The 13,831-nt window shown below is 62.0% G+C and carries 13 protein-coding genes; 5 read left to right on the top strand and 8 right to left on the bottom strand.

The genetic code is table 11. The annotated features are described in order from the left end of the window. Positions 1 to 78 precede the first annotated feature (78 nt). Positions 79 to 1,392, bottom strand: a complete 1,314-nt coding sequence (locus AC1D35_RS19130; RefSeq protein WP_113311895.1) for a Clp protease/crotonase-like domain-containing protein — start codon at positions 1,390 to 1,392, stop codon at positions 79 to 81. Between the two features lie 550 nt (positions 1,393 to 1,942). On the opposite strand from AC1D35_RS19130, the gene AC1D35_RS19125 reads away from it, so the two are divergent. Then, complete coding sequence (locus tag AC1D35_RS19125) at positions 1,943 to 2,257, top strand: hypothetical protein (protein ID WP_162748639.1); 315 nt, start codon at positions 1,943 to 1,945, stop codon at positions 2,255 to 2,257. Positions 2,258 to 2,369: 112 nt separating this feature from the next. On the opposite strand, the gene AC1D35_RS19120 is transcribed toward AC1D35_RS19125, so the two are convergent. Further along, positions 2,370 to 2,897 (bottom strand): RBBP9/YdeN family alpha/beta hydrolase, encoded by a 528-nt coding sequence (locus tag AC1D35_RS19120; RefSeq protein WP_113311897.1) that lies wholly within the window; start codon positions 2,895 to 2,897, stop codon positions 2,370 to 2,372. A 105-nt stretch (positions 2,898 to 3,002) separates the two neighbouring features. Here AC1D35_RS19120 and AC1D35_RS19115 point away from each other — a divergent pair, with 105 nt between their 5' ends. Next, on the top strand, positions 3,003 to 3,479 hold the full coding sequence (locus AC1D35_RS19115) for an Lrp/AsnC family transcriptional regulator (protein WP_113311900.1): 477 nt from the start codon (positions 3,003 to 3,005) through the stop codon (positions 3,477 to 3,479). A 543-nt stretch (positions 3,480 to 4,022) separates the two neighbouring features. On the opposite strand, the gene AC1D35_RS19110 is transcribed toward AC1D35_RS19115, so the two are convergent. Continuing rightward, complete coding sequence (locus AC1D35_RS19110) at positions 4,023 to 5,543, bottom strand: hypothetical protein (RefSeq protein ID WP_477939526.1); 1,521 nt, start codon at positions 5,541 to 5,543, stop codon at positions 4,023 to 4,025. A gap of 190 nt (positions 5,544 to 5,733) precedes the next feature. Between AC1D35_RS19110 and AC1D35_RS19105 the strand changes: the two genes are divergently transcribed. From AC1D35_RS19105 to AC1D35_RS19095, 3 genes are all read left to right on the top strand, one after another. Next, entirely contained in the window at positions 5,734 to 6,309 is a 576-nt protein-coding gene (locus tag AC1D35_RS19105; protein ID WP_113311942.1) for a transglutaminase-like cysteine peptidase, read from the top strand. A gap of 297 nt (positions 6,310 to 6,606) precedes the next feature. After that, positions 6,607 to 7,230, top strand: a complete 624-nt coding sequence (locus tag AC1D35_RS19100; RefSeq protein WP_113302093.1) for an outer membrane protein — start codon at positions 6,607 to 6,609, stop codon at positions 7,228 to 7,230. 313 nt (positions 7,231 to 7,543) lie between these two features. Beyond that, positions 7,544 to 8,008, top strand: coding sequence for a DUF3597 domain-containing protein (locus AC1D35_RS19095; RefSeq protein WP_113311943.1), 465 nt, complete (start codon positions 7,544 to 7,546; stop codon positions 8,006 to 8,008). Between the two features lie 120 nt (positions 8,009 to 8,128). Here the strand turns inward: AC1D35_RS19095 and AC1D35_RS19090 are convergent, their stop codons facing one another. From AC1D35_RS19090 to AC1D35_RS19070, 5 genes are all read right to left on the bottom strand, one after another. Next, positions 8,129 to 8,425 (bottom strand): YkgJ family cysteine cluster protein, encoded by a 297-nt coding sequence (locus AC1D35_RS19090; RefSeq protein ID WP_113302091.1) that lies wholly within the window; start codon positions 8,423 to 8,425, stop codon positions 8,129 to 8,131. 107 nt (positions 8,426 to 8,532) lie between these two features. After that, positions 8,533 to 12,783, bottom strand: a complete 4,251-nt coding sequence (locus AC1D35_RS19085) for a P-loop NTPase fold protein (protein WP_477939523.1) — start codon at positions 12,781 to 12,783, stop codon at positions 8,533 to 8,535. Positions 12,784 to 12,866: 83 nt separating this feature from the next. Beyond that, on the bottom strand, positions 12,867 to 13,109 hold the full coding sequence (locus tag AC1D35_RS19080) for a hypothetical protein (protein ID WP_162748658.1): 243 nt from the start codon (positions 13,107 to 13,109) through the stop codon (positions 12,867 to 12,869). Positions 13,110 to 13,111: 2 nt separating this feature from the next. Beyond that, on the bottom strand, positions 13,112 to 13,555 hold the full coding sequence (locus AC1D35_RS19075; protein ID WP_113312179.1) for a hypothetical protein: 444 nt from the start codon (positions 13,553 to 13,555) through the stop codon (positions 13,112 to 13,114). Between the two features lie 62 nt (positions 13,556 to 13,617). After that, positions 13,618 to 13,831: hypothetical protein (locus tag AC1D35_RS19070; protein WP_477939520.1), on the bottom strand; the 214-nt coding region annotated here is incomplete at its 5' end.

Raw genomic sequence — 13,831 nt, 5'->3', positions numbered from 1 at the left:
GATAGCCGCCTTCACAACGCAACGATGATGGTCATCCACTCGCTTATCGGCCTTTTGCACGCGTTCTCTCGGACCCTCCTACTGCTGGATGTCCTCGGCGGGAGGAGCGACCACACGAGTGGCGTCGTAGTCCATGGTTGCTGATAACGTCTTGGATGGAAGCTTAGGATGATCGCTGGCAAAGCGTCGAATGACCTTGCTTAGCCTCTGGGCGTCGGGAGTGAGCCACACTTCGGCACTGGCCATGCCGTTCGAATCACGGTTGTGCCAATATGCGCGAAAGTGCGGCCCCTCGCTGTTGTCGACATAGATGCAGGACGTGTATCTGGGATAGTCTTCCACGGCCTCTGGAGCGGTATCCCCAGTCCATTTCAAATCGCTTCCTTTTCGCGAAAAGACTCCCGAGGCAGTCCTTCGCCCTTCCAGGAACGGAACGAGACCGGTTGGCTCTACATAGCTGATTGTCTCGCTGTAGATGTCGGTCTTTCTGGTCCGGACATAGGCTTGGTTGACAATGTGGCACATGTTGTCCGGCTTCTTCATGTCAAACGCGTCGTCGGGTTCCCCGCCTGCCTGCATCGATGCCTTGGCAACGTTTTTGCCTCTGACCGCCCCCGGCTCATCGGAGACCGAGTAGACTTTGGTAACGATGGCTGTTTTGAGCGCTTCGGCGTCCTGCACGTGGTAGAGCCCGGCAGGCGTGGCCAATCCCATCATGGCAAAAACGTCCTGACTGCTGACACCCATCTCGTGCAGATAGGCGGAGAGCATCCTCTTCAGCGCCGGATCGGGCACCGTCGATATCTCATCGAGGTTCCGCCTTGCCGCCTCCGCACGGCTGAGTTTCCTTCTTCCGTTCGCTATCTGATTGAGGCCAATGGAGGCACCCACGGCCGTAGCGCGGACGGTGCCTCCCGCCAGAGCCAGCGGGCACGTCGAAAAACAGTACGACCCTCCAGCACGAACTTCGCCCTGCGACCACCCGCCAAGGACAAGCTTTTCCACGCAGCGCGGATCCAATATCGGGCAGTCGTTCAACCGTGTCCTGCCCACGGCCGTTTCGAGACCGGCTGCCCGGATCATGCGCCCAATCGAGATCGCGGCGTTTACGTCTCCGCCAAAAGACTGAAAGACGACGGGAAGCTTTTGGCCCTTGAGGCTCCTCAGCAGCTTCTTCAATCGCCTGGGCGCGTCGGGCGTTATCCAGCCTTCGGCAGATATCCACTCTATGCAGGTTTCGCTGCAATTGCCGTTCCGGACGAGAGCGAAATTCATCGGTCGCTCTTCGGCAACCGGCTGGTTCGCTGCCGTTGGCGTGATCACAACCAGCGGAAGAAGAAGGAGTGCGGTGACAAAATAACAAACAGGCAGGATGGCGGAGCGAAAAGTCATCGAAGTTTCCAGAAACAGCAGAATAATTCCTATCGTCTTCGCCTCGAATAATGCAACCAGTTTTAGAAGTCCGCGGGAGAAGCAGCAAATGCGCGGCCCCAAGCATTTACGGCCGCTTCGAGACATTTGCGGTCATTCGCGAGGAGCTTTTCAGCGATTTTCAACCGCACGACGACAAGGGTGACGGCAGCGGTGGATTATGATCCCTATGGGTAGACGGGCGGCATCGGTGCCCAAGGATTAGACCGGTGCTCGCATCAGGCTAATCACAATGAACCGGTCCGATTTTATCCACAGGTATATTCCCGGCTCCAGGCGTAAAAAATCCCGCAGAAGCTGGATTCCCTGCCGCCAACTGCCGAGCTAATCCCACTGGTCGAATTGCTGCGCTTCAGGCGCGGGGGTCTACTCGTGATGTCGCGGTGGAGGGCTTAGATGACAAAAACACCGGGGCTGGGGCTCGTCTTTGTGCTGGGTGGCGAGCCCCACAGTTTCGCCGGCCATCTGACGAAACTGCGTTGGGGAACACTGCCTCAGGGGGGACTTAAGGATGAACTCCATCTTAAAAGGTCCGCCAATGCCGCCCTTGCCCTATGCCGACGACCCGAACAGCCTCGATATTGTATGCGATGTCATCCTGTTTGACTGGTTCAACGCAGGCGTGGACAGCTTCGATATCAGAGACTTCAGGGAAGAAATGGAGTCGCATTACAGAGAGATGGGCAGGCCCGTCCCCGCTGGGATTGCGGACCCTCGAAAGCTCGTTCCGACGCTGCGGCTGTTGCAGGCTCGCATGCACCTCGTCAAGCCGACGCGGATTACCGGGATCGAGTGGCAATTCCTCAGAAATGGTGACCGGGATTGAAGGCGCCCGTCGTCAGAATATCGAGCCGCCTGTCCATCRCTCCCTGGAAGAGTAGAGAATGTCGCGGCGAAAATCCCCGCTTTCGGACGCTGCCAAAGACGGGAGGTCTGTGTCAGCCTGCGAACACTCTCAGCAATCCCCGCCCCTCGGGCCAGTCCTCCAGGCCGCTCTGCCCGTTGATATGGCCGAAGGCGCCGATGATTTCGAGGTCGCTTCCCCATTGAGCCGCCCGCATCTCGGCATAAGGGAGCGAGCCGTAGGGATCGTCGGTGCTTGCCACGATCAGGGATGGAAAACGAAACCGCTCCTGCGGCACGGCTGCAAAGCCCGCCGCCTGTGCGGGGAATGCCGCCGAGGAAGGATCGGGCACGGCCACCAGAAATGCACCCCTGGCTGGCGCGTCCGATACCTTTTGCCAATGCGCGACAAGCAGGCATGCGAGACTGTGGGCGACCAGAACGGGCGGGGTTGCGGCAGACCGCACGACCCGTTCCAGCGCCGCGATCCAATCGGGAAGATCAGGCGCATCCCAGCTTGCCGGCGAGAAGCGACGGATGGACGTGTCGGCCTCCTCCCAGCGGCTTTGCCAATGGGTATTTCCGGAATTGCCAATGCCAGGCAGATGAATGAATTCGCTCACCGCTTAACCTCTTCGTTGCGTTCGGCTCATTCTGGCCGTTTACAGGCGCAAACAGAATTGGCATTCATCGGAAAAGAGAAGCACAAACCGATGGATTCAAGGCAGATGGCGAAGGTTACTGATAATCGTACCGCACTTGATCCGACAGATATCGCCATGATCGAAATTCTTCAGGATGACGGACGTATCAGCGTTTCGGAGCTGGGCAGAAAGGTCGGCCTCTCCCAGCCCGCAGCCTCGGAACGGCTCAAGCGGCTTGAGGAACGCGGCATCGTCACAGGCTACAGGGCGGTCGTCGACCCTGCCTCCCTCGGGTTCGGAATGATGGCGGTGATCCGCCTGCGCACGACGCACGAACATATCAAACCGTGTTTGAAGCAGTTTTCCGAAATGCCGGAGATCATCGAGGTGTTGCGGCTTACGGGCGAGGACTGTTTCCACCTTAAAGTCATCGTGCCCTCGCCGGCCGACCTTGAAGGCATCGTCGATTCGATTGCCCGCTACGGCCCCGTTACGACGGCGATCGTCCTGCGCAGCGAACGCCCCAAACCTATCGGCCGCGATCTGATCGCGGAACGCTAGCCTTGCACGATTCTCACGTTCCACGACGAAACCGGGATCACGATTTTCAAGGGAAATCCGCCTTGCGAACCTCTCGCACAAGTCAGCACGTCCAGGCCTGATTTTGCGGCGGCCATGTGCCCGGCCTGGGCCGAAAGCGGCCATGGTGGCGCTGCCCACACGGCATGAAAAAGGGCTTCATCGCTGAAGCCCCGTTTCGGTTACGTATGTCGGCTCGAACCGATTCTGGTATGCCTCCCTTTCCTCCCTCGTCTCCGTGTTCCCGGCCCAGCCCGGGTTATCTCACGCAGACCCAGCGCGCCCGCTCCCCTCGGGCGCAGATGACTCCGACGCAATACATTTGAGCCATCACCGCGCCGAGGCGCGATGCCTGGATTCCCGTGACTTCCTTCGCGCCAGCACGCGGGCACAGGAATGAGGAAGGAAAGGGAATGCGTCCTTTGGATGATGGCAAGAAGTCACCGTCACCGGGCCGCATTTCCGATACCGCCATTGAAGAAGGGCTTCACTTCTGAAGCCCTTCCTCCGGTTCAGGATGCCGGATCAGCCGGGCTTGTGTCCGCCCTTGTCGGAGCCGCCGTTATCAGAGCCACCCTTGTCTGAGCCACCCTTGTCTGAGCCGCCCCTGTCCGAGCCGCCCTTGTCCGAGCCGCCCTTGTCCGAGCCGCCCTTGTCCGAGCCGCCCTTGTCAGACCCGCCCTTGTCAGACCCGCCCTTGTCGGAGCCGCTGTTGCCACCGCCGTTGTCCGAGCCGCCGCTATTGCCGCCGCCGTTGTCGGAGCCGCCGCTGCTGCCACCGCTGTTACCGCCGCTGTTGCCGGAACCGCCACCACTGTTGCCGCTGCTGCCACCGTTATTGCCGGAGCCGCCACCACTATTGCCGCTGCTGCCACCGTTGTTGCCGGAGCCGCCGCCACTGCTGCTGCTGCCACCGCTATTGTCGGAACGGCCACCGCTATTGCCGCTGCTGCCGCCCTTGTCGGAGCCGCTATTACCGCTATTGCCGCTCTTGTCAGAGCCGCCCTTATCGTTGCGGTCGTTGCCACCCTTGTCGTTGCGGTCGTTTCCGCCCTTATCGTTGCGGTCGCTACCGCCCTTATCGTTGCGGTCGTTTCCGCCCTTGTCGTTACGGTCGTTGCCGCCCTTGTCGTTGCGGTCGTTTCCGCCCTTATCGTTGCGGTCGTTGCCGCCCTTATCATTGCGGTCGTTGCCGCCCTTGTCGTTGCGATCGTTGCCGCCCTTGTCGTTGCGGTCGTTTCCGCTCTTGTCGTTGCGGTCGTTTCCGCCCTTGTCGTTGCGATCGTTTCCGCCCTTGTCGTTGCGATCGTTTCCGCCCTTGTCGTTGCGGTCGTTGCCGCCCTTATCATTGCGGTCGTTGCCGCCCTTATCATTGCGGTCGTTGCCGCCCTTATCGTTGCGATCCTTGCCACCCTCGTGGTCACGGTCCTTGCCACCCTGATGGTCGCGATCCTTGCCACCATCGTGGTCACGGTCCTTGCCACCCTGATGGTCGCGGTCCTTGCCACCATCGTGGTCACGGTCCTTGCCATCGTGGTCACGGTCCTTGCCATCGTGATGGTCGCGATCCTTGCCACCATGATGATCGCGGTCCTTGCCACCATGATGGTCACGATCCTTGCCACCATGATGATCGCGGTCCTTGCCGCCGTGATGATCATGGTCCTTGCCGCCGTGGTGACCGTGGTCCTTGCCGCCAGGATGGCCGCCATGATCGCCGTCGCCGTCGCCAGGGCCGGAGCCGCCGGTGTTGCCGTCGCCGTCATCGCCGCCATTGCCCTGATCGCCGGAAGAATTCTGGTTCGACGCCTGTTTGCCGGAGCCGGAGCCGTTGCGGTTGCCGGAGCGGTTGCCGCTGCTGTCATCATTGACAGTGCGGCTGTCATCGTCGGTGCGGATGGATTTCGTCGGCAGGCACAGTCTTGCCTCAATCGAACCCGGCGCTGCCGTGGCGCAGTTGACAACTGCCGGCGCGGCCATTGTGAGGCTGCTGCTTGCCAGAAGGTAAGCAACGGCGACGCTATACTTCGCTGCTTTGCGGATCATCTATTTTCTCCCAAAGTTAACAGACCGTTAACGAGGAGAATTCCTATATTAGCAAACTGTTAATTCCAAGAATAAACTGTGGATAATGGCACAGGTTCTTAATCTATAGTTAATTACGTAAGTAATAATTTTTATTAAAGTTTTAGTATAAACTATGTTACCTTCTCCGCGAACAATAGAGGGGTGATTCATGCGATGGCTGGTTTGTCTTGTTTCCCTTGTGTTCTTTCCCACGCAATTTCAGGCATTTGCCGGACAGGTCCTGCCCGTCGGCAGGAGCATCGGCGCGCCGGTGGGATTCGCGTCGGCCTGTGCGAGCTACCGCTGGCTTTGCCGTGCGACTTCGGCGCGACCGGCAGCGGATGAGGCGGGCATGCCGCTTCTGCGCAAGGTCACGCGCGCCGTGAACCTCCGCGTCCGCTCGACGGAGGACCGCTCCGCCTCCGGAAACGACGATGTCTGGACCCTGCCTTCAAGCGGCCGGGGCGACTGCGAGGATTACGCTCTTCAGAAGATGAAGGACCTGATCGACGCCGGCTTTCCGGCAAACCGCCTGGCCCTTTCGGTGGTGATCGGCCCGCATGACGAAAACCATGTCGTGCTGATCGCCCGCATGGACGACGGCGACTATGTGCTCGACAATCTCGACAACGGGGTAAAACCCTGGAGAGCCACGCCCTATACTTTTCTGGCAACCCAGGATTTCCTGAAACGATCGACCTGGCGGGTAACGCTTGCGGGGCCAAGGGCGAACGAGTTTTCGTGAGATTGGGATGGGGRCCTGACAGGCTCCCCATCCGCCGACCCGGCATCCGCCTCGCGTACAAGCTGCAAAATGGAAATCCGGCCGCTGCGTCTCTGCGCAGTGGAGTGCCGACTTGCCGTCAGGAAAAATTCTTCTTGCTCAAAGCCTTGGCAGACAGGGCGTCTCGCGGTTCAACACGCAATGCGGGTCCGTACGCTAGCGTACAGTTCTGCTGGTGTGTCTTTGCCGCTACAGCCTTTTGGTGCAGGGCTGCTACCTGTTGGTTTGTCAAAACTGAGCATATTCCGGGGTACACACATGAAGACGACTATCGCCACTCTCCTTTTCGCCCTTGCTGCCGGCACGTCTTTCGCCGCCGATCTGGTGGAAGACGTTCCATCCGCACCCGTTGCGATGGCACCTGTTTTCACCTGGTCGGGGCCTTACTTCGGCATCGATGGCGGCGCCGGCTTCCTTGACGGCGATTTCAGCATCGGCGGCGTGAGCGCTTCCGAAGATTTCGACGGCGGCGTCTTCGGGGCATTTGGGGGCTATAACTTCCAGTTCGACAATATCGTCGTCGGCATCGAAGGCAACATCGAGCACAACTGGAATGATGAGGACCTGCTGGGCGCAAGCATCGGAACCGATTGGTCCGGCGCCGTCCGCGGCCGGGTCGGATACGCCTTCGACAAGGCGCTGTTCTATGGTGCGGCAGGCTGGACCGCGACGCGCGGCTTCATCGACGTGCCGGGCGGCGACAAGGAAACCGAGACGTTCAACGGCTATACCGTCGGCGCCGGCATCGACTACGCCTTCACCAACAACGTCTTCGTTCGCGGCGAATATCGCTTCAACGACTATGGCGACAAGGACATTCTCGGCGTGAATGTCGATCTCGACCAGCAGGAAATCAAGCTGGGCATCGGCGTCAAGTTCTAGGAACCGGCGACCGTATCCGTCGAAAGCCCCGCCATGTTGCGGGGCTTTTGCATTTCTGGCCGATCTTCCAAATCCTGTTCCGGGCTCGCCCCTCTCGCCCGAAGGTGGCACACGCGCTGCCGACCGTCACCCGGCCGATGACGAAGACGCGGCATCACCGAACGGGAACAACAGCGCGGTGCAGCTGAACCATGTTTCCTGCCGGCGGGCTTTGCGGATCGCGTTACCACCCTAGTTCTCTCCCGGTCAGCATTTGGGAAGCCGGCTCCGTACGGCGTTTGCCCATCGCAACCACAAGAGGAGGGTTTCCCCCGTGAGCGTCTTCGACCGCATCAAGAACGCGATTTTCGGCAAAGCGCAGGCGGCACCCGTGCCGGAGCCTGCGGCCGCCGCCCCGCAAGCCTCCAGTACGCCCGCAGCTTCCCCTTCCGCTCAGCCCACCGCGGCCAAGCCCGCACCGGTGACCGAGCCCGCAACCGGCGCGCCGCCGCCGGCTCAAGCGAGCCCCGCCCAATCCAGCAGCGCCGATATCGAGCAGATCCTCAACGCGGCCGTCAAGAAATCCGGCCAGAAGCTCGATTGGCGCCATTCGATCGTCGATCTCATGAAGGCGCTCGGAATGGATGCCAGCCTTGCGGAGCGCAAGGAGCTCGCAGCCGAACTCGGCTATTCCGGCGATACCAATGACAGCGCGAAGATGAACATCTTCCTGCACAAGGCGCTCATGAAGAAACTGTCGGAAAACGGCGGCAAGGTGCCGGCCGATCTTCTGGATTGATTTGCGGGCTGGATTGAATGGCGGGCGGCAGCAAAGACTGCCGCCTCCTGCAACGCAAATCCTGGGCTGGCGGCAAGGATATCATTATCGACAGGCACACCGGCAGAGCCAGGATCAGCGCTACGCCAGCCCGAAGGCCTTACGCGCCGTCGTACAGGCGTCGTCTCCGGGAAGGCATGTGCGGCAGACGTCCGGCCTGAGGCCGTAGATCACGCATGATACTTGCTTACCGATGGTGCCTGAGAGCGCAGAGCAACGCTCACCATCACAGCGCATGCCTGATTGATCCGCCGAGACGAACTGAGCCGGCAGCAAATCGAGGTCCTCGTCGCTCTCGGTCGAGAATCTCGGCCATTCGTGCGAATAGGAACAGCACGCGCCGCAGGCCTGACAGTCTAGCTCGGTTGATAGGGTCATGGCCTGCTCTTAACACTGTATCCGCCACAGATGCAAAACCATTGGCGCCCCCACCTCCCGATGCCGGCGGGTCGACCATCTCCCGGACCTGTGAAACGTAAGGCATATCAAGGCATGTCCGGCAACGCCGGGCTGACGATCGAGGTGTAGGTGCGGCGGTCATCCGCGGTGACGGCGGCAAGGAGGTCGCCTGGCATCTTGTCGCCGCAGATCTCGTTTGCGCCGAGGATGAGCAGCTTTGTCTCGTCGAGCGCCGGCGGCTTGCGGTCGAACCAGCCGGCCGGAAGGAAGCGGCGGACGATCCTGTCGAGAATATCCGGCCGGTGCGGATTTGCGTCCGCATCGAGGCGCGCGGCCAGATAGCGCATCCGGTTTTCAAACAGCTTGACCGCCCGTGGCGTCGGGTTCACCGCATGGACTGACGGAGTGACCTTTCTAAGCGTGTCGGCGAAGGCGGAGCTGTCCTTCTCGATATCCATCCGCCGCCGCGCCAGGTCGACGAGCAGGAACAGCAGGAGGAAGATCACGAGCAGCACGTCGCCCGCCCACCATGCCCAGCGCGGCATCAGCTCCCGCTCGGTCTGCCACTCAGCCGGCTGGAAGCGGAAGGGCTTTTCGGCAGGCGCGGGTGCCAGATCCGGCTGGCCGGTCCCGCCATTTGTCGGCGTCGGGGCGGCAACAGTCGCGCTCCCGGGCCGGCTGATAGTGGATGGGACGGCCGCCCCGCCAAGCTCTGGTGTTGCAAATGGCTGCAGCAGCAATGCGGCGCCACCGCCGATCAGGGCTGCAAACGCCGCCGTACGGCAAAAATCCAGAAAGAAGGAGGCCGTCGTCTTGAAGGGAGCGAGCCAGCGCGGATCGGCATCCGGCTCCGGCCCCTCCTCCACCAGCATGCTGACGGCAGCATCGGGCTGCAGCGGCGGCACAGCGGTCTCGATATTGATCAGCTTTTCGAGGTAACGCCGGGCGAAGGCCCGCCGCCGGGCCACCGTGCGAACGGCGGGATCGGTAGCATCTGCGGCCGGCAGCATCGCGCCCCCGAGCTCGCGATCGGGCAGCCCGTCGACGATATCCTTGAAACCCAGACCGACGGCATGTTCGATCTGCTTGCGGTCGATGCCGAGCACGACGAAACAGGAACCGGCGGACACGAGATAGTTCACCGCTTCAAGCACGGCGAGCACGGCATCGGGCGGACAGCGGTCGAGATCATCGATGATGATGATGATCCCCGGATTTCTCGATGTTCGCGCCGTGCGGCAGACATCGCTGAAGGCGCTTGCAAACTGGCTTCGGAAGCTGAGCTTGTCGCGGTAGTCGGTGACGGATGCGCGGTTGCGCAGCTGGCTCAGCAGTTTGGCCGGCTCCACCGGGAATGCGATGAGCTTGCTGCGCACGAACAGCAGGGCGGCGAAGGCGAGAATCGCGCCGATCCCCGTCTTCGGGTCGAGGCCCAGCCAGGCAAGCGGCTTTTCCAGCCAATGCGCCACATCGTCGGTCGCCTTCTCCGCCGTCTCCTGAGCGGCGCCAGCAGTATCAGCAGCACCGGCAGTCTTCTCACCCGCCTGAGGGCTTGCGGCCTTCTCCGCCGGGGCCGGGCCGGCAGCGCCGCCTGCCGATTGCGTCTGCGAAACATTGAAGACGAGATCGGTCAAGGCCGAACCGAGCCTGCCCTGCAGGCCCATATTGGCGACGGCGAGCGCGATCAACAGCAGCACGCCGGCCGCAAGCGCGCTCTGCAACGGCCCGCGCAGCCTGAGTGCCAGCAGGCGCATCCGAAACACCATGCCGCTCCAGGTGTACCAGTGCGGCACCACCGTGCTGCGAACCGCCTCGAGCAGCGCCGCCAGCAGCGAGACCTCCTCGCGGTGATGCCAGGCATTGAACCAGACCGGGCGCGCGCCATAGCGGCGCAGATCCTCGCGTAGCAGGTTCATCAGCGAACTCTTGCCGGTGCCCCACCCTCCGGTCACCGCGATCGTCAGCGGCGGCTTGGTATCGACGTTGCGGATGAAGCGCGACATGGCGAGCGCGATCGGCTTGAGCCGCAGGACGTCGCGGTCCCGCCAGCCGATCGGGCTATCCGAACTCGGCGCATCCTCGATGCCGCGCCGCTCGACGGCAACGCCGCGCGCGAAGGCAACGCCGGCATAACCCAGCATCAGAAAGACGACCGGTGCGGCCGCAAAGGTCCAGGGCGCCGGAAAGCTCTTCAGTTCCCGCCAGGTCTCGACAAGCGGATGCTGCGCATAGAGCACGAAGGTCTCCGTAACAGGCGTATTGCCGGTCAGACCGGAGAATGGCCAGATGGCGAAGGGCTGCCGCTGCCGCTCGCCCGCCACCCAGGCTGCCTTGTCGCCGTCGAAGCGGATCGCCGTCAATGTCTCGCCGGGTACCAGGCGCAGCTGCCGGAACGTGGCCGCGCCTGACGTGAGCTGTTCGGATACCAGGATGAGGCCATCGCCGCCGACCACGAACAGCGTCGTGGCATCGAGAAACCCCAGCGCCCGGAAGGTGGCGCTCGCCGGCAGGCCGGCAGGCAAACCCAGTTGGGCGGGAGGCGGAGGATTCAGCTCCTGCTGCTGGATCTGCTGTTGTTGCTGCTGCTGCTGTTGCTGCTGTTGTTGCTGCTGCTGTTGCTGCTGTTGCTGCTGCGTCTGTGTCTGCTGTTGCTGCTGATTTTGGACCTCCTGTTTCTGCTGCTGTTGCGGCTGAGCCTGCTGCAATTGTTGCTGCTGCTGATTTTGAACCTGCTGTTCTGTCTGCTGGACCTGCTGCTGCTGGATCTGCTGGCCCTTCTCGTCGAACACGACAGCCGGTCTGCCGGGATCGGCGGAGGGAGCAAGCGGTCCGCCTCTGGCGTGTTCGTCCATTCGCAGGCTGAGCAGGACCGAACGGAGCGGTGCATCGTAAGAACAATCCCAGGACGCTGCATCCGCGGTCCAGCAGACAACGTCATCTGGCAGCCGGACACCCGCCGAAGGCGCCAAACCCTGCAAAACGCTATAGACCCTGATGGTGCCGTCGGCCGAAGCGGTGACGATGCGGCTGCCGTCAGGAGAGAACGCGGCACTGGTCGCACCTGTCCTTGGCATTTCCACGACGTCGCGCCGTTTTCCGGCGACGGTCACCCAGATCCGCGCCGCACCATCCGCGGAGGCGGTGACGATGTTTCGGCCGTCAGGAGAGAAAGCCGCCGTGTAGACTGTATCGGTATAGCCGCTCAGGACGTCGGTATTCTCCGCGGCGCCACTGTTCCAGATCCGTATGGTGCGATCCATAGAGGCGGTGACGATGTTCCTGCCGTCGGGAGAGAACATGGCGCTGGTCACCGGCCCTTCGTGGCCGCGCAACACCTTGAGTTCGCTGCCGGTGGCCACGTCCCAGATCCGCGCGGTTGCCTCTGACGGAGAGCCGGAAACACCCGCGCTGCCTCCCAGAGCCGTGACGATCTGCGCGCCGTCAGGCGAGAAAGCGGCGCTCATGACCGGCCCATCGTGACCACGCAGCACCCTGAGTTCGCTGCCGGTCGCAGCGTCCCAGATCCACGCGGTGCCGTCGAGCGCAGCCGTAACGATGCGGCTGCCGTCAGGAGAGTACGCGGCGCTCATGACCGGCCCATCATGACCACGCAGCACCCTGACCTCGCTGCCGGTCGCCGCGTCCCAAATCCGCACGGTACCATCGGCCGCGGCCGTAACGATGCGGCTGCCGTCAGGAGAGAACGCGGCGCCCGCCACGCTCCCCGTATGACCGCTGAGCTCGTCGAGCCTGTCCCCGGTGGCGGCGTTCCAGATCCGCGCGGTGCCGTCGGCCGAAGCCGTCAAGATGCGCGCGCCATCGGGCGAGAAGACGGCGCTGGCCACTGGCCCTGCATGAGCCTTGAATTCCAGGATCTGGATCGGGCGGATGTCGATCCTGGCCGTCTCGAGCGGCGGCTGATCGCGACGATAGATGCGCCCGTCCGCTCCGATGAGCGCGCCGGTCTCGTCACTCCACAGGGCCAGAGTGGGATAACGGCCCTCCGGCCGCAGCTGCAGGGCGCCCTCGCCGATCCAGGCCGCCTGCGCCTCGCCAAGCGCCCTTGGCGCCCAGCCGGTGCCTGGGGTGCCGAGCGGGCGCTGTCCGAGTCCGTTGATCTCTGTTGCCGGCAGCGGGTGGAGGAACCAGTCGATCCAGTTCGCCGGTTTTGCAAACGGATCCGGCCGCGCCGGCTGCCAAAGGAAACCGTAGAGGACCAGAACCAGTCCGGCGAGCGCAAGCGCAAGAACCCAATAGGGATTGACTGCCGACGCCACCAGCGAACGCCGCGTGCGCACCGTCCCCGATGCTTCCGTTGCCGGGTCCCTGCTGTCCATGCGATGCCCCCACATGCCGCCGACACGCCCTCAGGTTGCCATCCTATCACGAATGCTAGCCGCATAAAATTGCCGCAGCAGCCTCACTTCGCTTTCTGTGGCACCGGAAAATCGTTCATCAGGTCGAGCATGCAGAGGGAAAAATCGAGCTCCGTTTCCTTCGAGCGCACCCGTTCCCCGTTTGGCTTGACATTCGTCACGTCGAGCTCGATCGGAACGGTAATCATCCTGTCCCCGTAAAACTGGTTGAAGGCGACACTGATCGCATGAGAGGAGGTCGTCGCCTCCTTGAGGATTTTCAGCGCCGGATCGGCATCGAGGACCATCATCACGCTCCCGGGCGTTTCGGTGCCTCTCCGTTCCGAGCGCATGTCCGGATGGCTTTCCGTAGCCGCCCCGAGGAGATAGACCTTCGACGGCGCCGATGGCGTGAAATGGATATCGCCATCTTCCCCCTCCAAGCCTCTTCAACGGTGAGATACAAGGTGGTGCTCCACGGGGGAAGTATGTCCGTCTCGCCCACGAAGGAACGGGTCTTGAGCAGATTGAGGTGCCCGGTCACCCGAAGATATTGTCCCGGCCGATAGACATGATCCCGCTTTATCGCGACGAACGAATAGGTACAGCCTCCAGTCTTGCCATCCTCCATCACCAATGGCTGAGCCTGCGCTTTCAACGTGCCGTGCAGGATATCGAGCACGTCTCTTGCCTTTGCCGGCGCCACGGCGAGGCAGGCCGCAAGCAATGCCCCGGCCAGCGAAATCCACTTCATGCCAATTCCTCAACCCCTTGATATGGGCGCACCATAAAGTGGTAGAAATGACTTGAACAGGGTCATAGCACGATCCGGGATGAAGAGAATCCGGGGGCTTCGGCGCCTGCCGGCAACCGCGTCATCAGGTGCATCCGGAACGCTTGCCTGCCACCTCTTCCCTCGTTCGCATCCGATGCATCCTTTTCCCGCTCGAAAGTTTCAAGACCGAACGCGAATGAGGAGACCGAAATGCCGAGCACTGCAGGCAGCGACGCCATCGAAGGCATCGAAGGC

The sequence above is a fragment of the Rhizobium sp. P1_E6 genome (assembly GCF_056405875.1).
The sequence above is the reverse complement of the archived record's forward strand: the minus strand, read 5'-3'. Positions and strand labels throughout refer to the sequence as shown.

Excerpts from the sequence above, each read along its gene's own strand:
- AC1D35_RS19130 (WP_113311895.1), bottom strand. The coding sequence starts at position 1,392 with ATGACTTTTCGCTCCGCCATCCTGCCTGTTTGTTATTTTGTCACCGCA.
- AC1D35_RS19125 (WP_162748639.1), top strand. The coding sequence starts at position 1,943 with ATGAACTCCATCTTAAAAGGTCCGCCAATGCCGCCCTTGCCCTATGCC.
- AC1D35_RS19115 (WP_113311900.1), top strand. The coding sequence starts at position 3,003 with ATGGCGAAGGTTACTGATAATCGTACCGCACTTGATCCGACAGATATC.
- AC1D35_RS19110 (WP_477939526.1), bottom strand. The coding sequence starts at position 5,543 with ATGATCCGCAAAGCAGCGAAGTATAGCGTCGCCGTTGCTTACCTTCTG.
- AC1D35_RS19105 (WP_113311942.1), top strand. The coding sequence starts at position 5,734 with ATGCGATGGCTGGTTTGTCTTGTTTCCCTTGTGTTCTTTCCCACGCAA.
- AC1D35_RS19100 (WP_113302093.1), top strand. The coding sequence starts at position 6,607 with ATGAAGACGACTATCGCCACTCTCCTTTTCGCCCTTGCTGCCGGCACG.
- AC1D35_RS19090 (WP_113302091.1), bottom strand. The coding sequence starts at position 8,425 with ATGACCCTATCAACCGAGCTAGACTGTCAGGCCTGCGGCGCGTGCTGT.
- AC1D35_RS19085 (WP_477939523.1), bottom strand. The coding sequence starts at position 12,783 with ATGGACAGCAGGGACCCGGCAACGGAAGCATCGGGGACGGTGCGCACG.
- AC1D35_RS19080 (WP_162748658.1), bottom strand. The coding sequence starts at position 13,109 with ATGGTCCTCGATGCCGATCCGGCGCTGAAAATCCTCAAGGAGGCGACG.
- AC1D35_RS19075 (WP_113312179.1), bottom strand. The coding sequence starts at position 13,555 with ATGAAGTGGATTTCGCTGGCCGGGGCATTGCTTGCGGCCTGCCTCGCC.